The organism is Pseudomonas sp. Fl4BN1, assembly GCF_009908285.1.
Classification (GTDB): domain Bacteria; phylum Pseudomonadota; class Gammaproteobacteria; order Pseudomonadales; family Pseudomonadaceae; genus Aquipseudomonas.
Map to the genome: position 1 here is coordinate 294,728 of NZ_JAAARM010000003.1, position 16,447 is coordinate 311,174.

The following is a 16,447-nucleotide window of genomic DNA, read 5'->3' on the forward strand; positions in this document are numbered from 1 at the left end:
CACGCCCTGGCCTGCCGGAAGTCGGCGCCGTTCAGCGCCTCACACACTTGAACAGCACACTCTGGCTGGCCCGCAACTGTTCGGTGCAAGCCAATGACGCCAACTCGGCAAGTCCGTGCTTCAGGTCCTTTTCGCGGCGTGCCAGATAGAACCGGGGGGTGTTTGGCAGCAAGGAAAAATCCTCTATTTGCCGAGCCTGGCCAGCGCTGTAGAACTCCCCTGAGTACGAGCGTCGCCCCCAGTAGTAAAGCGGACCGGGTTCGCTTGCCTGGAGCACTGTCCAGGCGGTCGCCAGCGCCTGCTGATTGTTCGGCCGGGCGAACAGCGACCCCTCGATGACTGCCAGCAACAAGCCGACAGGGAGCAATAGCCCGCTGCCCAGCGCCGCAGCCTGGGCAAAACGGCCTGCGGTGGGCTGACAGGTTGGCCAGGCCGTCGCCAGCAACAAGCTCCACGCTGGCAACGCCGGCAGGACGTAAGTCCAGAGGATATTTCCCGACAGGGTAAAAAACGCCGGGGTGACCAATGCCCATAAGGCCACGAAGCTGAAGTAGCGAGGCTGGGCCAGGTATTGCCGGCGCTGCAGCCATAACAACGGCAACCACAGGCTCCAGGGAAACAGCGCCAGCAGCAGGTCCAGCCAGATGCTGCCCGCGGGTCGAGCGTGGGCGCTGCCATACAGGTCGCCGGCCCAGTCGCTGACCACATAACGCTTCCAGTGCTCACCCACGAGGAAATAGTCGAGGAAACCAGGGCTGCGTATCTCCGCCAGCACGTACCAGGGCACGGCCACCAACAGCATCAAGCCCAGGCCCGGCACCCACGGCAGGCGCCAGAGCGCTTGCCATTGTCGATTGAACAGCGTCCAAAGCCCGGCCTGGGCCCCGACCAACACCAGGACCAATGGCCCTTTGGCCAGCAAGCCCAAGCCCAGGCCGAAAAACCCGGCCAGCGCCCAACACCGATCACCCCGCACCGTGCCACGCCAAAAACCATAGGTTGCCAGGAGCAGGGCAAAGCCCAGGGCCGGATCGGTCAGCACCACGCCGGCGCTGAGAAAACCAAGGGTGGTGCTGGAAAAGATGATTGCTGCATACAGGCCGGTACGCAGGTCGTGCTCCTCACGAGCAAATCGCAGGATGAGCAGGCAACTGCCCAGGTGAAACAACCAGGCGGGAAAACGCACCGCGAACTCGTTGACACCCAGCAGTTGCATGCTCAGCGCCTGACTCCAGAAGGCCAGCGGCGGCTTGCCCCAAAACGGCACGGCGTAATCGAACATCGGGGTGACCCAATCATCGAGTTCGAGCATCTTGCGGGCCATTTCTCCATAACGGGCCTCAGAGGTATCCATCAGCGGGTACAACCCGAGGCTGATCAGGCGCAAGCCGAGGATCGCCAGTAGCAGCCACCACAACGTACGAATGGAAAGTCGGCTCATCCGTTTTGCTCTTCTTTGCCAAGCTGCCGGGTCGCTGGCGCTGCCAGACGCTTGGAAAACCCGCCGAAGGTGCTGCTGAGCAGGTACACCGGGCGGCGCTTGACCTCGCTCAATGTGGCACCGATGTATTCGCCAACCAGGGCCACGCCCAAGGCCAGCATGGCGCCGACGCCGAGGATGAAATCATGAATATCCAGGCTGCCGGTACCGATCTGCTGGGCAATGTAGAGCAGGGTCAGGACAAAGATCGACGCACTGAGCAAGCTGAACCAGCGCAGGGGTTTGCGTGAAAAGGCCACGATGCCTTCGATCGCCAGGTCGACCAGGGCCAGCGGCCCCCACTTGGATTGACCGGCGCCACGGGCTACGCGGTCATAAGGCAACTCGATGGTCTTGAACCCCAGCCAGTTGACCATGCCCTTCATGAAGCGCGCACGTTCGGGCATGGCCCGCAGAGCCTGCAATGGCGCAGCGCCAATCAGACGGAAATCACTGACGTCCTGCGGGACCGCATATCGGTCGACCAGTAGCCCTAGCAGGCGGTAGTACAACCTGGCGCTGATGCGCTTGCCGGCGGTATCGCCGCGCCGATCGCTGCGTTGCATGTTGACGATGTCGCAACCGGCCAGCCAATGCTCGACCATCAATGGAATCAACTCCGGAGGATCTTGCAGATCGGCATCGATAAACAGGATGGCCTCGCCACCGGCATGGTCAATGCCCGCGGCCATGGCCGACTCCTTGCCAAAGTTGCGAGAGAGATTAAGGCAACGCACCTGTGGTGTCTGGCAGAGTTCGTCGAAGATAGTCAGGCTGCCGTCGTTGCTGCCATCGTTTACATACAGGACTTCATGGCGAATCTGTAACTTTCTCATGGCTGACATCAATCGGGCATGAAACTCCGGCAATACATGAGCTTCGTTATAACAGCAGATCACCACGCTCAAGAGGCGTGTTCCCAGAGCATTCACATCATCAGAACGTTTCATGCTTGAATGTCCAGGTTCGATTAATCCAGTAGCTGACAAGTGTCAGGCTTGCCGTGCTGAACATCTGTACCAGCAATGGCGACTGGGGCCAGCGATCCAGTAACAGCAACATCATCAGCGCGTTTCCCAGGTTGTAAGCGAAGGCCGTAAGGCAGAATCGCAGCATCTGGCCATGCCACGGAGCCTGCGCACCCTGGGCAAAGGTCCAACGCTTGTTGCCCTGATAGCTGATCAGCGTGCCGGCTACTGCGCCCGCCAGACTGGCGGGCAGTGGCGCCACAAAGTTGATCAGCAACAGGAACATGCAGTAATGACTCGCCGTGGCCAAGCCACCAACGATCAAGTAGCGCGGAAGTTGAATGGAGTGTTGTCGTTGAATGCTCTCCAGGAAACGCAACATCAAATGCTCCTGTATTTAACAGAGAAGGCTGTGGTGATCGGAATGGCGATTATGCTGCCATAAGCGCTCATTAATCGACGCCTGCCTAGTAAAAAGGCTACTTGTTTTGACGATAAAATGTTTCAAGACTTATAGTTGCAAAAATGTTATTTGTTGTCGGCCATGAAAGCACTTGCAAGATGTCAGACTGGTAATAATAACTTGCTGAATTTAAATAACGACAATGTTATTGATTCGTCATTTAGTTGATTCTTTATTTATTGATCGGTAATGGCATCAAGACCTCAAACCGGTGCAGGAACATCGGTTGCTGCGGGAACAATGGCGCGTCTTTTGGGCGTCGCGGCTACAATGGCGCTCGACTTTGCAACGACGAGGCACCATGGACATTGATCTGGCCCGGACCTTCCTGGAAATCGTCCGCAGCGGCAGCCTGATCGCCGCTGCCGAGCGCCTGCACCTGACCCAGACGGCCATCAGCGCCCGGGTGCAGAATCTGGAAGGCCAGCTCAACTGCAAGCTGCTGGTGCGCAACCGCGCCGGCGCCAGGCCGACCGCCGACGGCGAGGCGTTTATCGTCTATGCCAATCAACTGGTGCAGACCTGGGAAGCTGCCCAGCGCGACCTGCCGCTGCTGGCGGGTTATCGCAACGTGCTGCACATCGGCGGTGAACTGAGCCTGTGCAACCCTCTGATGCTCAACTGGGTACGGCGTCTGCGCCAGGCGCTGCCCAACCACGCGGTGCGCACCCAGATTGCCGAAGGTGCCAGCTTGCAGCGGCAACTGGAGCTGGGGGTACTGGACGCGGCGCTGGTGTTCCAGCCGTTGTATTCAGCGGGATTGCAGGTGGAGCAATTGCTCGAAGAAAAGCTGATTCAGGTACGCCTGGCAGGGCGCCCCGATCCCTATGTGTATATCGACTGGGGCGAGGACTTCCGTCGTCAGCACGATGCCGCCTTGCCGGAGCAGGCCAAGGCCGCGGTCGGTTTCAACCTGGGGCCGCTGGCTTTGCAGTTCATTCTGGATGCCGGCGGCAGTGGTTATTTCCGTACCCGGGTGGTCCAGAGTTATCTGGACAGTGGTGTGCTGGAGCGGGTGGAAAAGGCACCGGAGTTCAGCTTTCCCACCTACCTGCTGTACGCCCGCGAACGGGACTCGGCGGCGTTGCAGCAGGCCTTCGAGGTCTTGCGTGAGGTGATCGAGCATGACCACGACTGGTCCCAGCGCTGGTCACCGCTGGTATGACCCGAGCCCTGCCGCTCTGAGGCGCGCTTGCGCGGGCAAGCCGGCGTCCACGCGGAATATGCTGAGGACGGTAGTTTCAGGGGCGTGACGACAGGACCTGGCCAATGCTGCGCCGCCGGGCGTGGGCTTCGCTGGCGTGGATCAGTTGTTCGAGGTCTTCGGGGGTGACGTCGAAAAACTCTTCCATCTCCGCCAGGGCCAATTTCAGGTCCTCGGCGGTAATCGCCAGGTTGTCGCTGGCGGATGCCAGGACCACGGGGACATCGCTCGACCCTTTGGGGTAGCGAATCCGCGTCAGGTTGTTGTAGGCCAGGGCACTGAATAACAGGCTGGCCGCCGCCAGCATCACCGGCCCCAGTTCCCGCCATTCCAGGGCCATGCTGGCCGGGTCCGCCAGCACCAGAGTCAGGGCCAGGGCTCCGGCCGGTGGGTGCAGGCAACGCAACCAGCACATCAGCACCAGGGCCATGCCCGCTGCCAGGCAGGCGCTGCCCAGGGTACGCCCCAGGACATGGGCCACCGACAGGGCTACCACGCCAGCGCACAGGTAGCCGCCGAGGATCGACCAGGGTTGCGCAAGGGCACCGGAAGACACCGCGAACAACAGCACCGCCGAAGCGCCAAGTGGGCCGATCAGGTGCAGTGCCACTGGCATGCCGAAGACTTGGGCGCAGAGCCAGACGCTGAACAGGATGCCCAGGGCCATGCCGATGGCGGCGCGGCTCCATTCCAGGGGGCGGGTATTGATGGCGGCGGGTTTCCAGCGGGCAAACATTGGCAAAATGATCCATTTCCAGCACAGCAGGCAAAAAGAAGGGCTTGTCTGGAGCACCAGAAAGCCCTTGAACGTTCCAGCATTTGGGGGAGGAACCGGCACAGTCTGCCGAGGAATCCGTTGGCTTACAAATTCATAATAATGCTGTTTAAGTGCAATATTTTTGCACTTTACCTGGGCAGGCAGAACCCTACAAAGTCAGGCGCATGACACACCGGCGTTCTACGGGCAGCCCATGCCGGGCCTCATCGGCCAGGACCTGGCGCAAGCGCGGCGCCAATTGCCCGGCCTCCAGGGTGACAAAGCCCAGGCGCTGATAGAAAGGCTGGTTCCACGGCAGTTGGCGGAAGGTGCTCAGGGTCAGGGCATCCAGCCGCTGCTGCTGGGCATATTCGCGCGCCGCCTGCAGCAGCCGTTTGCCAATGCCCCGGCCCTGGTAGCCACGGGCGACGGAAACCTCCCATACATGCAACTCGCGGTCACAGGTTTCGGCGTTGAGAAAACCGCAGTGCACACCGTCCACCGTCACCGCGACCCAGACCGGGTGGCGCTGGATGTTCTGTTGATGGCTGGCGACATCCGCCACTTCCGCCTCTGCCAACCAGGCCAGTTGCGGATCCTCGCGGAACAGCTCGGCGGCTGAGGTTTCAATGGCGGGAAGAAAGGCTGCATCGGGCACTCGCGCCCGGCGAATCACAATAGTCATGGGCGCGAGTGTAAGGAGCCTGCGAGGGGCTGTGCAACGCTTTCAGGGTTGTGCGCTGACGCTCTTGGGCAGGTGCAGGAGGACGAAGTCATTCTTGTCGAAACGCCCGCTCAGCACCGGGGTCAGTCCCGCCAGGGGCGTACCCTGCAGGCTGGCCAGATCGCTCTGGTCGATGATCACCCAGGCCGGGCCCGGCACCTGGGCCAGGGCGGCGGGCTGATCGGTGAACTGTGGTTGCAGGTCCTGGTCCAGGTTGACCATGAACTTGATCGCCTTGGCGTCCTTGCCCATGCGGTGCAGGATCACCGGCGCCGGGTCCGCTTCGATCAATTGCATGGCCGCGTGGCTGAATGCCCGGGTGTCATAGAGCTGGTGTTCCACCGGTTCGAACACACCGATGTAACAGGCCCAGACCGCGGCCACCGCACTGTAGGCCAGGCCCACGGCGCGCCACTGACGCTTGAACAGCAGCCCCAGGGACAGCAGTTGCAACAGGCCCAAGACCAGCAGCATCGGGGTGAGGTCAGTCAGATGTTCGGGAAACCTGCGGCGCAACACCATCAGCCCGACGATCAGCAACCCCGGCAGCAACAGCCACAGGCCCTGGATCAATCCGCGCAGACAGCCCATGACTCGCCCCCGGCCGGCCTGGAACGGGTAGGCCGCGATGATTGCCGCCATCGGCAGCATCGGTAGCAGGTAGCGGGCTTTTTTCGCCTGGGGAATCGACAAGCCGATCATCACCACCAGGCCCGCAGCGGTGCACAGGCGCAGCAGTTTCAGCGCCGTGCCCTGTTCGGCGGAGCGAGTCAGCAACACCGCGATCCAGGCCAGGATTGCCAGTGGGAAGGCCAGGGCGTAGTTGCCCAGGGAGCTGGTGAAGTAATAGAACACGCCGCTGGAGCCTTCGCTGCCGTCCATGCGTCCCATGAATTGCATGCGGATCACATCGTCGACAAAGACTTGGCCGCCGCTGAGCTTGGCCAGCCAGAGCAACAAGGCAACGCAGGCACCCAGCAGCAGCAGGGCACTGAAGCCGACGCTGAACAGGCGGCGACACTGGCCGCCCAGCAGGTAGTAGCTGCACAGCATGCCGGTGGGGATTACCAGGCCGATAGGCCCGCGAATGGCAAAACCCAGGACCAGCAGGAGGAATATCCAGCCCAGGTGCCGCCGGGCGCCAAAGTGGTCATGGGCATACCCCAGGTAGAACACCGCCAGGGACACGGCGGCGAGCATCTGGTCCAGGGATACCGCGCGGGTTTCACTGATAAAGGTGTTGCTGAGCAACAGCAGGGCGACGCTGAGCAAGGCCCAGGTCTTGGAATAGGGCGCCAGCAGGCGATAGATCAGGCTGACGATCAGCGCCGAGGCGATAGCCGTGGGCAACCAGGCGGTGAAGCTGGTGACCTGGCCCGAGGGCAGGGAAAACAGCCAGACCAACAGGGTCGAGGCGCTGGAATAGTCGGCGTAAGGCTGGCCATAGGTGGTGGGGAAGAACCCCGGCCCATGGCGCAGCATCTCCTTGGCGAAGAGCACGAACCGGGAGTCGAAACCGATCGCCGACTGATGGTCGGCGCCGGCACAGAACAGCAGCAAGGCCACCAACCCCAGCCCCAACGATTGCCAGAGAAGTGTGTTCGAAGGGGAGCTGGAGTGAGTGTTCATTCAGGCCTCTGTGGACCACTGCTGGTGAGGAATCGGCAGGTTGCGCGATTCGCCGCGACCAATCGGGAAGTAGGTGAAGCCATTGCGCGCCAGGCGCTCGGCGTCGTACAGGTTGCGGCCATCGAAGATCACCGGCGATTTCAGGCGCTGCTCGATCAAGTCGAAATCCGGCGCCTTGAACTGTTGCCACTCGGTGCAGATGATCAGTGCGTCGGCGCCCACCAGCACCGATTCCGGGGTGCCCATGAGCATCAGCTTCGATTCGTCCGGGTACAGCTTCTGGGTTTCCTGCATGGCTTCCGGGTCGAAGGCACGGACTTCGGCGCCCGCGGCGAACAAGGCATCCAGCAGCACCCGGCTCGGCGCATCGCGCATGTCGTCGGTGTTGGGCTTGAACGCCAGGCCCCAGACGGCGAAAGTCTTGCCCGCCAGGTCGCCCTTGTAGAAGGCCTTGACCCGTTCGAACAGCTTGTGTTTCTGCCGCTCGTTGATGGCTTCCACCGCTTGCAGCAGATCACTGGTGCAATGGGCTTCCTGGGCGCTGTGGATCAACGCGCGCATGTCCTTGGGGAAGCACGAACCGCCGTAGCCGCAGCCCGGGTAGATGAAGTGATAGCCGATGCGGGTATCGGCGCCGATGCCCAGGCGCACCGATTCGATGTCGGCACCCAGGTGTTCGGCCAGCTCGGCGATCTGGTTGATGAAGCTGATCTTGGTGGCCAGCATGCAGTTGGCGGCGTACTTGGTCAGCTCGGCGCTGCGCAAGTCCATGAACATGATGCGGTCGTGGTTGCGGTTGAACGGCGCATACAGGTCGCGCATCACGTCGCGGACTTCTTCACGCTCGCAGCCGATGATGATGCGGTCCGGACGGCGGCAGTCGGTGACCGCCGAGCCTTCCTTGAGGAATTCCGGGTTGGAGACGATATCGAACTGCAGGGCGCGGCCGTCGAGGGCCTTTTCGATGTGCGCCTTCAGGGTGTCGCCGGTGCCCACTGGCACGGTGGATTTTTCCACCAGGATCGCCGGCTGCACGCGGTGGCGAGCCACCGCATCGCCCACCGACAACACGTAGCGCAGGTCGGCCGAGCCGTCGTCGCTGGAAGGCGTGCCCACGGCGATGAACAATACCTGGCCGTGCTGCACCGCAAGCTTTTCGTCGCTGGTGAAGTGCAGGCGCTTGGCTTCGAGGTTTTCCTTCACCAGGCTGGCGAGCCCGGGTTCGAAGATGCTCACATGTCCCTGTTGCAGCTGTTTGACCTTTTTCTCGTCGATGTCCATGCAGATGACATCATGGCCGACTTCAGCCAACACGGCGGCTTGTACAAGGCCGACGTAACCACTTCCAAATACGCTGATTTTCATGGGGTATTCCTGGGACTTGTCGCGGGTGCAGATCGAGAGTTGATGGTGATGACCCCAAGGATGACCAAGGCCACCCCGAGGGTTTTGGAAAGCGTGAACGGTTCGTTGAACAGCGGCAGGCTGGCGGCCAGCAGGTAGACCAGGGCGTAGCTGATGCTCAGCAGTGAATAGGCCCGACCCAGCGGCAGGTCGCGCAGGGCCAGCAGCCAGCAGAGCATCGACAGCGCGTAGGCGCCGATGGCCGCGACGACCACCGCCAAGGCGGCCAGATCGACGCTGCCGGCGGCCAGGGCCGCCAGCCACTGGTCCGGGGCGGGCAGGCGGGTCATGCTCCAACGCATGCCCAACTGGGCGCCGCTGACCAGGGCCACACTGCCCATGGCGAAGGCAAATCCCTTGGCCCGGCTCATGCGTGGCGACTCAACAGCAACACGCCGCCAATCACCAGGGCGACCCCCAGCCAATGACGCCGGTCGATGTGCTCACGGAAGACGAAATGTGCGATCAGGGTGATGAACACGAAATTCAGGCTGAGCATCGGGTAGGCCACGCCGACTTCCATGCGTTGCAACACCAGCAGCCAGACCAGCAGGCCCAGGCCCAGGCTGAATAGGGCCAGCCACAGCCAGGCCGAGCGCAGCTTGTCCAGCACCGAGGAGGGGCGATCGCGCCAGCTCTCCACGGCGAACTTCTGTGCCACCTGGCCCAGGCAGGTCAGCCCGCAGGCCAGGAGTAGCAGCAACAGGCTCATGGCTGGCTCTGGGGAATGATGAAGATCACGATATTGCCTTGTTCGTAACGCTTGGCGTCCTTGGGCAGCAATTCGACTTCATGGGCTTCGTCACTGCTCTTGACCCGCATCACCACGCCCACCGAGCCCTGCTTGCGGGCTTCGGCGATCCAGGGCTGGACCTGGGACAGGTCGACCTTGCGCTGGGCCGTGTCTTCATAGGCCAGGCCGTACTTCAGCTCGCCTTCGGTGTTGTACAGGGTCACGTCGGGCCGACGCAGACGCCAGGCCAGCGCGGATGCAGCGCCCAGGTCGTTGCTCAGCAAGGCCTTGGCCTGACCCAACTCGGCCACGTGATCGATGATGAACTGGTCGGGAATCTTGTTGTAGACCACCGAGTTGGGCAGCGCCGCCGGGGCCAGGGCCACCAGCAGGAAGCTGCCCAGGGCCGGCGCCGCCCACAGCGTCTTCGGACGCATGGCCTGCAGCAGGTTGCTGAAAATCCAACCGAGCAACAGCACATACACCAGGATCAAGTGCTGTGGCTCATCCACATACACCGGTTTCTTCATCTGGAAATACACCAGGGCCAGCAGGCCCAACAGCCCGGCCACCAGGTTGAGCACACCATTGAAACCGATGATCCGGGTCTTGTCCGCGGCCAGGCGGTCCATCAGGGTGTTGCCCATCAACAACGCCAGAGGCAACAGGCATGGCAGGATATAGGCCGGCAGCTTGCCTTTGCTCAGGCTGAAGAAGGCCAGGGGCAGCACCAGCCACAGCAACAGGAAACCGCTGCTGCTCAAGCGTCGCTGCTGCCAGGCCTGCTTGAAGGTGGCCGGTAACAGCAGGACCCAAGGCACGCTGAAACCCACCAGCAACGGCAAGTAGTACCACCAGGGCGAGGCATGCTGGGCATCATCACCGGCAAAGCGGCGGATGTGCTCGTGCCAGAAGAAGAAACGCCAGTAGTCAGGTTCCTGGGAATGCACCGCCAGGGCCCAGGGCAGACTGACCAGAATCGCCACCAGCACGCCAATGCCACCGTAGGTCAGCAGTGGGCGCAAGCGTTTTTGCCACACGGCGTAGGGCAGGGCCACCAGTACCGGCAGCAGCCAGGCAAGAAAACCCTTGGTCATGAAGCCCATGCCACAGGCCAGGCCCAGCAGCACCCAGGCGAGCACGCGGCCACGTGGGGTCTGGCAGTCGAAGGTGAACCACAGCGCCACCAGGCTCAGGTTGACCCAGAAGGTGAACTGCGGATCGAGGTTGGCGTAGCCGGCTTGCAGTGCGACCACGGTGAAGCTCATGTAGAGCAGGGCGCTGGCCAGGCTCTTGCGCGGATCGTTCCACAGGCGCCGGGCCAGCAGATAGGCCAGGACCACACTCAGGCCCGTGCTCAGGGCCGAAGCCACGCGCACACCGAACAGGTTGTCGCCAAACAGCGCCTGGCCGATGGCGATCATCCAGTAGCCGGCCACGGGCTTTTCAAAATAGCGGATGCCCATGAAATGCGGCGATGCCCAGTGCCCGCTCAGGAGCATTTCCTGGCTGATCTGCGCATAGCGGGTTTCATCGGGAATCCACAGGCCGTGGGTGGCCATGGGCAGCAGGTAGAACAGACCAAATGCGATCAACAGCAGAGGCAGGGCCCAACGTCTGGTCATGCGCCTTGCACTCCCAGCCAGCCTTCACGGCCTTCCAGGGCGCCGCGCACCACTTGGCCCGCAGGCAGGCTGGCAATGTCGGCCGGGAGCATGTCCCCCAGGGGCTGGAAATGGATGTCGCGCTGCTTGGCACTGGCCAGCAGTTGGCGGAAGTCGTTGGCCATGAGAATCCCTTCTACTTCGGCGTGCACGGTATAGACGTTGAGCTTGTCCGGGCTGAACCGATCGAGGATGTAGCGGTTGAAATCGTTGGCGGCAACTACCGGACCGACCACTTCGTCGAAGGTCGGCAGGTCCACCGGAATCTGTGGCGCGCCCAGGCTGCCGTCCGCCAAACGTGGCTGGAACAGGCTCTGGCCGCGGCAATCACTGTTGTAGCGAAAACCGAATTGTTGCTTGGCTTCGATGACTCGCTCATCGGCGCGCCAACCGGCGGACGCCGAGCAGCTCACCGCTTGCCCGAGAATATCGTTGAGGCTGTCGACGCCACGGCGGATCTGTTCGATCAGCTGTGCCTGACTCCAGCGCCCGGTGTTGGCCTGCCAGCCATGGTGATCCCAGGCGTGCAGGCCGACTTCATGGCCGGCGGCCAGGGCCTGGCGCATCAGATGCCCCAGGTCGCGGCCAATAGGTTTGCCCGGCCAGGCAGTGCCGGCCAGGAGAATATCCCAGCCGTACAGGCCCGCAGCATTGGACCGCAGCATTTTCCAGAGGAACTGCGGACGGATCAGGCGCCACAGGTGGCGCCCCATGTTGTCCGGCCCGACGCTGAAGAAGAAGGTCGCCTTGACCCCGGCTTCGTCCAGCGATTCGAGCAGCCGCGGCACCCCCTCCCGGGTGCCGCGGTAGGTATCGACATCAATGCGCAGACCTGCCTGCATCAGCGCACTTCTTTTTTAGAGCGATCGGCAATTTCGAGCATCGCCTCACGCAGGAAGAAGTCCAGGGTGTTGCCGATGGTTTCGCTCATCTCCACGGTCGGCTCCCAGTTCAGCAGGCGCTTGGCGTTGTCGATACTTGGCTTGCGGTGTTCCACGTCCTGGTAGCCAGCGCCATAGAACGCCTTGCTTTCGACGTCGCGGAAACCGGCGAACGGCGGGAAGTTGCTGCGCAGCGGGTGAGCTTCGAACTGACGCAGCAGCTCTTCGCCCAGCTGACGGATGCTGGCTTCGTTGTCCGGGTTGCCGATGTTGACGATCTGGCCGTTGCAGCAGTCGTTTTCGTTGTCGACGATGCGTGCGAGGGCTTCGATGCCGTCGGCGATGTCAGTGAAGCAGCGCTTCTGCTCGCCGCCGTCGAACAGACGGATCGGAGTGCCTTCCACCAGGTTGAGGATCAACTGGGTGATGGCGCGGGAGCTGCCGATGCGTGCCGAGTCCAGACGGTCCAGGCGCGGGCCCATCCAGTTGAACGGACGGAACAGGGTGAAGTTCAGGCCCTTGGCGCCGTAAGCCCAGATCACCCGGTCCAGCAACTGCTTGGATACCGAGTAGATCCAGCGCTGCTTGTTGATCGGACCAACGATCAGGTTCGAGGTGTCTTCGTCGAAGTTCTTGTCCTGGCACATGCCATAGACTTCTGAAGTCGACGGGAAGATCACGCGCTTGTTGTACTTGACGCAGTAGCGAACCAGTTTCAGGTTTTCTTCGAAGTCCAGCTCGAACACGCGCAGCGGGTTGCGGGTGTATTCGATCGGGGTGGCGATGGCCACCAGCGGCAGGACCACGTCGCACTTCTTGATGTGATATTCGATCCACTCGGAGTGAATGCTGATATCGCCTTCGACGAAGTGGAAGTTCGGGTGGCTGCGCAGGCGCTCGATGGCATCGGAGCCGATGTCCAGGCCGTAGACGTCGTACTTGTCGTCACGCAGCAGGCGCTCGGACAGGTGGTTACCGATAAAGCCGTTGACGCCGAGGATCAGTACGCGAGTACGACGTGGCTTGCGACCGGATTCAGCGCCGCGCAGCACCGAACCGTCCACCAGGCCCAGTTCATTGGCCAGTTGCGGGCCACCCAGGTACAGGCCGTTGGCGTTGCGCTGGCCCGAAGTGATCACCAGGGAGTCTTCGCCACAGGCGATGCGCAGTGGGTCGACGCTGATGACCCGGCCTGGGGCCTGGCCTTCGTTGCCCTGCATGACCTCGGCGCTCCAGACGATCAGCTTGTGCTCGCCCACGTCGCAGAAAGCACCCGGATAAGGTTGAGTGACCGCGCGCACCAGGTTGAACAGTTCTTCGGCCGGGCGTTTCCAGTCCAGCTTGCCGTCCGCCGCGGTGCGACGACCGAAGTAGCTGGCCTTGGATTCGTCCTGGGCGGTTTCGTTGATCTTGCCCTGGGCCAGTGCCGGCAGGGTGTCGCGCAGCAGGCTGGCGGCCGCGTCACGCAGTTTGTGGTGCAGGCTCAGCGCGGTGTCGCTGCGCTCGATGGCAACGCGTTCCTGGGCAATGATGGCGCCGGCATCGGCGCGCTTGACCATGCGGTGCAGGGTCACGCCCGTCTCGGTTTCGCCCTTGACCAGGACCCAGTTGGCCGGTGCACGACCACGGTAGTGCGGCAGCAGGGAACCGTGCAGGTTGAACGCGCCTTTACGGGCGGTGGCCAGCAGCGGCTCGCTCAGCAGGTTGCGGTAGTAGAAGGAGAACAGGTAGTCGGGGTCGAGCTTGCTGATGCGCTCGATCCACAGCGGGTGGTTGGCATCTTCCGGAGCATGCACGGCAATGCCCTTGCGTGCGCACAGTTGAGCAACCGAGCCGTAGAAGGTGTTTTCCTTGGGATCATCGGCGTGGGTAAAGACCGCAGCGATCTCATAACCTGCATTGAGCAGGGCTTCGATGCCTGCACAGCCGATATCGTGGTAGGCGAAGACGACAGCTTTATTGCTCATGGCGAAACCTGATCAGTATGGGTGGAAGATAAACCGTCAACAGTCACAGCGGGGGCAGGGGCCGCGGGCTGGCTGCGCAAGACTCTTTCGATGAAGAAACGCGGGCGGGCCCGCACATCGCTGTACATGCGCCCCAGGTATTCACCCAAGAGACCCATGCCAATGAATTGGCCACCGGTGAACACGAAGAGCACCGCGAACAGCACGAAGGTGCCGTCGCCGGCCCAGGTGGCGCCGAAGATCAACCGCAGGAAGATCAGCGCCAGGGCGAAGAGGGCGCCGATGCCGGCCATGCCGAAACCGATGATGCTCAACAGCCGCAGGGGCGTGGTGGTCATGCAGGTGATCAGATCGAACATCAGATTGATCAGGCGCATCGGGCTGTACTTGGAGTCGCCGTGTTCGCGCTCGGCGTGTTCCACCAGTACCTCGGTGGTGTGGCGGGCGAAGCTGTTGGCCAGGATCGGGATGAAGGTGCTGCGCTCGGTGCAGGCCAGCATCGCGTCGATGATGGTCCGGCGGTAGGCCCGCAGCATGCAGCCGTAGTCGCTCATGGCAACCCCGGTAGAACGTTGCACCGCCAGGTTGATCAGCTTCGATGGCCAGCGGCGCAAGGCCGAGTCCTGGCGATTGTTGCGTACGGTGCCGACCACGTCGTAGCCGAGTTCGGCCTGGGCCACCAGGCGCGGGATTTCTTCCGGCGGGTTCTGCAGGTCGGCGTCGAGGGTGATCACCACGTCGCCGCGGCATTGCTCGAAGCCGGCCATGATTGCCGCGTGCTGGCCGTAGTTGCGGTTGAGGATCACCGCCACCACCGGGCTGCCTTCGCGTTCGGCGGCCGCTTGCAGGATGTTCGCCGACTCGTCGCGACTGCCATCGTCCACCAGGACGATTTCAAAGTCGTGCTTGAGCAGGCGGCAGGCTGCTTCGGTGCGCCGCAACAGCTCGGGAAGGCTCTGTTCTTCGTTGTAGACCGGAATGACGATCGACACGAACTGAATCGGATAAGGTTTCAAAGGCTTCAGTCCAAGAGGTTTTCAATGGCACCGGCAACCCGTTCGACGTCGTCGAGGGTCATGTCCGGAAACAGTGGGATCGAGCATAGCCGCGCCGAGTTCCATTCGGTATGGGGCAACTGCACATGCGCAAAGCGCTGTCGGTAATAGGTATGCATATGGGTCGCAATGAAGTGAATGCCGGTGCCGATGTTCTGCTCCTGCAGGCCCTTCATGAAGGCTTCGCGGTCAATGCCGCAGCGTTCGGCGTCGATCCGCAGGATGAACAGGTGCCAGGCATGCTGCTGCGGGTACTGGGGCAGGTGCAGGGGCTGTACCGGCAAACCGGCGAGGCGTTCCAGGTAAGCCTGGGCCAGTACTTCACGCTTGGCGTTGATCTCGTCCAGGCGCTGCAGTTGCACCAGAGCGATGGCGGCGTTCATGTCCGCCAGGTTGTACTTGAAGCCCGGCTCGATCACCTGGGCCTGGGGCTTGCGGCCGTGGGTCAGGCGATCGTAGGCATCTACGCCCAGACCGTGAAACTTGAGCATGCGCACTCGGTTGGCCAGGGCTTCGTCATCGCTGACGAACATCGCGCCTTCGGCGCAGGTCATGTTCTTGATTGCGTGAAAGGAAAAGATTGCCGTGCCCTGGGCACCGATTGCCCGTCCACGGTAGGTGGTGCCAGCGGCGTGGGCGGCATCTTCGATCACCGTGATCCCGTGTTTGTCCGCCAGGGCGTACAACGGGTCCAGATCGAAGGCGGCGCCGGCATAGTGCACCGGAATGATCGCCTTGGTGCGCGGGGTGATGGCCGCCTCGATGGTCGCCGCGTCGCTCATCAGGGTGTCGGGGTCGACATCGACGAACACCGGGGTCGCGCCCAGCAGGCAGATCATGTTGGCGGTGGAGACCCAGGTTTGCGAGGGAGTGATCACCTCGTCACCCGGGCCGATGCCCAGGGCCAGCAGGGTGATGTGCATCGCACCGGTGGCCGAGGACAGGGCCACGGCATGACGGGCGCCAACGCGCTCGGCGAAGTGCTGTTCGAGTTCTTGGTTTTTCGGGCCGGTGGTGATCCAACCGGAGCGCAGAACCTGCTCTACGGCAGCAATCTCTTCTTCGCCGATACTCGGGCGCGAGAAAGGAAGGAAAGCCTGGTTCATGGTTACCTCGGGTTTACACAATGCAAAAGCCGGAAATACGGGGTGCAGCGAAAGAACGGGTGATTCAGGGGGAGCGGGGAGGTCATGCAGTCATCTAGGCACATCCTGTTATCAAGCCAGCGTGGCGTTCCATGCAGCGCCTCAGTAAAGACTATGTTTGTGAAAAGTAAATGTGGATCAAGGTGTTATCTTTGCAATCTGAGAAAATGCTGCACTCGGAAGGCGGGCTGCCGGGGCTGAGATTAAGCGCAAAAATGTGAAACTAATATGAAAAATAAGGCAAAAGTCCGTTTTTCTGCCAACCAGACAGCAAGTGTTCAGTTTGTTTGTAAAGTTATTAATCAACTGAGCGCCGGTGACTGTTTTAGCGGGTTTCCAGCGGATAGAAAAGGGGGCGCCACCAGGCTTTTTA

15 protein-coding genes are annotated in these 16,447 nt (G+C 61.8%); 1 reads left to right on the forward strand and 14 read right to left on the reverse strand.

Annotated elements, in window-relative coordinates; translation table 11 throughout:
- Positions 1–31 precede the first annotated feature (31 nt).
- From GV818_RS05170 to GV818_RS05180, 3 genes are read right to left on the reverse strand one after another with little or no spacing between them, the layout of a single operon-like run.
- Positions 32–1,441, reverse strand: a complete 1,410-nt coding sequence (locus GV818_RS05170) for an ArnT family glycosyltransferase (RefSeq protein ID WP_161775962.1) — start codon at positions 1,439–1,441, stop codon at positions 32–34.
- Entirely contained in the window at positions 1,438–2,430 is a 993-nt protein-coding gene (locus GV818_RS05175; RefSeq protein ID WP_161754753.1) for a glycosyltransferase family 2 protein, read from the reverse strand. Before GV818_RS05175 ends, GV818_RS05170 begins: the two co-directional genes overlap by 4 nt.
- Positions 2,417–2,830: a GtrA family protein gene (locus GV818_RS05180; protein WP_161775963.1), complete on the reverse strand. Its 414-nt coding sequence runs from the start codon at positions 2,828–2,830 to the stop codon at positions 2,417–2,419. The genes GV818_RS05175 and GV818_RS05180 overlap by 14 nt, the downstream gene beginning before the upstream one ends.
- A 382-nt stretch (positions 2,831–3,212) precedes the next feature.
- Here GV818_RS05180 and GV818_RS05185 point away from each other — a divergent pair, with 382 nt between their 5' ends.
- Positions 3,213–4,076, forward strand: coding sequence for a LysR family transcriptional regulator (locus GV818_RS05185; RefSeq protein ID WP_161775964.1), 864 nt, complete (start codon positions 3,213–3,215; stop codon positions 4,074–4,076).
- A gap of 76 nt (positions 4,077–4,152) precedes the next feature.
- Here GV818_RS05185 and GV818_RS05190 read toward each other — a convergent pair whose 3' ends face one another.
- The 11 genes from GV818_RS05190 to arnB form a co-directional block, all read right to left on the reverse strand.
- On the reverse strand, positions 4,153–4,851 hold the full coding sequence (locus GV818_RS05190; RefSeq protein WP_161775965.1) for an HPP family protein: 699 nt from the start codon (positions 4,849–4,851) through the stop codon (positions 4,153–4,155).
- A gap of 190 nt (positions 4,852–5,041) precedes the next feature.
- Entirely contained in the window at positions 5,042–5,557 is a 516-nt protein-coding gene (locus tag GV818_RS05195; protein ID WP_161775966.1) for a GNAT family N-acetyltransferase, read from the reverse strand.
- A 42-nt stretch (positions 5,558–5,599) separates the two neighbouring features.
- The gene (locus GV818_RS05200; protein WP_161775967.1) at positions 5,600–7,225 is read right to left on the reverse strand and encodes an ArnT family glycosyltransferase; all 1,626 of its coding nucleotides are present in this window, start codon (positions 7,223–7,225) and stop codon (positions 5,600–5,602) included.
- On the reverse strand, positions 7,226–8,590 hold the full coding sequence (locus tag GV818_RS05205) for a UDP-glucose dehydrogenase family protein (protein WP_161754740.1): 1,365 nt from the start codon (positions 8,588–8,590) through the stop codon (positions 7,226–7,228). It lies immediately after the preceding gene.
- Positions 8,587–9,000, reverse strand: coding sequence for a 4-amino-4-deoxy-L-arabinose-phosphoundecaprenol flippase subunit ArnF (arnF, locus tag GV818_RS05210; protein WP_161754738.1), 414 nt, complete (start codon positions 8,998–9,000; stop codon positions 8,587–8,589). Before arnF ends, GV818_RS05205 begins: the two co-directional genes overlap by 4 nt.
- Positions 8,997–9,341: a 4-amino-4-deoxy-L-arabinose-phosphoundecaprenol flippase subunit ArnE gene (arnE, locus tag GV818_RS05215; RefSeq protein ID WP_161754736.1), complete on the reverse strand. Its 345-nt coding sequence runs from the start codon at positions 9,339–9,341 to the stop codon at positions 8,997–8,999. The genes arnF and arnE overlap by 4 nt, the downstream gene beginning before the upstream one ends.
- Positions 9,338–10,987: a lipid IV(A) 4-amino-4-deoxy-L-arabinosyltransferase gene (arnT, locus tag GV818_RS05220; RefSeq protein WP_161775968.1), complete on the reverse strand. Its 1,650-nt coding sequence runs from the start codon at positions 10,985–10,987 to the stop codon at positions 9,338–9,340. Before arnT ends, arnE begins: the two co-directional genes overlap by 4 nt.
- Positions 10,984–11,868: a 4-deoxy-4-formamido-L-arabinose-phosphoundecaprenol deformylase gene (gene arnD / locus GV818_RS05225; protein ID WP_161775969.1), complete on the reverse strand. Its 885-nt coding sequence runs from the start codon at positions 11,866–11,868 to the stop codon at positions 10,984–10,986. Before arnD ends, arnT begins: the two co-directional genes overlap by 4 nt.
- Positions 11,868–13,874 carry a bifunctional UDP-4-amino-4-deoxy-L-arabinose formyltransferase/UDP-glucuronic acid oxidase ArnA gene (gene arnA, locus GV818_RS05230; RefSeq protein ID WP_161754730.1) on the reverse strand — a complete coding sequence of 669 codons (2,007 nt, stop codon included), beginning with the start codon at positions 13,872–13,874 and terminating at the stop codon, positions 11,868–11,870. The genes arnD and arnA overlap by 1 nt, the downstream gene beginning before the upstream one ends.
- Positions 13,871–14,890: an undecaprenyl-phosphate 4-deoxy-4-formamido-L-arabinose transferase gene (arnC, locus tag GV818_RS05235; protein WP_161754728.1), complete on the reverse strand. Its 1,020-nt coding sequence runs from the start codon at positions 14,888–14,890 to the stop codon at positions 13,871–13,873. The genes arnA and arnC overlap by 4 nt, the downstream gene beginning before the upstream one ends.
- Before the next feature lie 5 nt (positions 14,891–14,895).
- On the reverse strand, positions 14,896–16,035 hold the full coding sequence (gene arnB / locus GV818_RS05240) for a UDP-4-amino-4-deoxy-L-arabinose aminotransferase (RefSeq protein WP_161754726.1): 1,140 nt from the start codon (positions 16,033–16,035) through the stop codon (positions 14,896–14,898).
- Positions 16,036–16,447 lie beyond the last annotated feature (412 nt).

What these genes read in the sequence shown, in the direction of transcription:
- GV818_RS05170 (WP_161775962.1), bottom strand. Translation starts at nt 1,441, where the DNA reads ATGAGCCGACTTTCCATTCGTACGTTGTGGTGGCTGCTACTGGCGATC.
- GV818_RS05175 (WP_161754753.1), bottom strand. Translation starts at nt 2,430, where the DNA reads ATGAAACGTTCTGATGATGTGAATGCTCTGGGAACACGCCTCTTGAGC.
- GV818_RS05180 (WP_161775963.1), bottom strand. Translation starts at nt 2,830, where the DNA reads ATGTTGCGTTTCCTGGAGAGCATTCAACGACAACACTCCATTCAACTT.
- GV818_RS05185 (WP_161775964.1), top strand. Translation starts at nt 3,213, where the DNA reads ATGGACATTGATCTGGCCCGGACCTTCCTGGAAATCGTCCGCAGCGGC.
- GV818_RS05190 (WP_161775965.1), bottom strand. Translation starts at nt 4,851, where the DNA reads ATGTTTGCCCGCTGGAAACCCGCCGCCATCAATACCCGCCCCCTGGAA.
- GV818_RS05195 (WP_161775966.1), bottom strand. Translation starts at nt 5,557, where the DNA reads ATGACTATTGTGATTCGCCGGGCGCGAGTGCCCGATGCAGCCTTTCTT.
- GV818_RS05200 (WP_161775967.1), bottom strand. Translation starts at nt 7,225, where the DNA reads ATGAACACTCACTCCAGCTCCCCTTCGAACACACTTCTCTGGCAATCG.
- GV818_RS05205 (WP_161754740.1), bottom strand. Translation starts at nt 8,590, where the DNA reads ATGAAAATCAGCGTATTTGGAAGTGGTTACGTCGGCCTTGTACAAGCC.
- arnF (WP_161754738.1), bottom strand. Translation starts at nt 9,000, where the DNA reads ATGAGCCGGGCCAAGGGATTTGCCTTCGCCATGGGCAGTGTGGCCCTG.
- arnE (WP_161754736.1), bottom strand. Translation starts at nt 9,341, where the DNA reads ATGAGCCTGTTGCTGCTACTCCTGGCCTGCGGGCTGACCTGCCTGGGC.
- arnT (WP_161775968.1), bottom strand. Translation starts at nt 10,987, where the DNA reads ATGACCAGACGTTGGGCCCTGCCTCTGCTGTTGATCGCATTTGGTCTG.
- arnD (WP_161775969.1), bottom strand. Translation starts at nt 11,868, where the DNA reads ATGCAGGCAGGTCTGCGCATTGATGTCGATACCTACCGCGGCACCCGG.
- arnA (WP_161754730.1), bottom strand. Translation starts at nt 13,874, where the DNA reads ATGAGCAATAAAGCTGTCGTCTTCGCCTACCACGATATCGGCTGTGCA.
- arnB (WP_161754726.1), bottom strand. Translation starts at nt 16,035, where the DNA reads ATGAACCAGGCTTTCCTTCCTTTCTCGCGCCCGAGTATCGGCGAAGAA.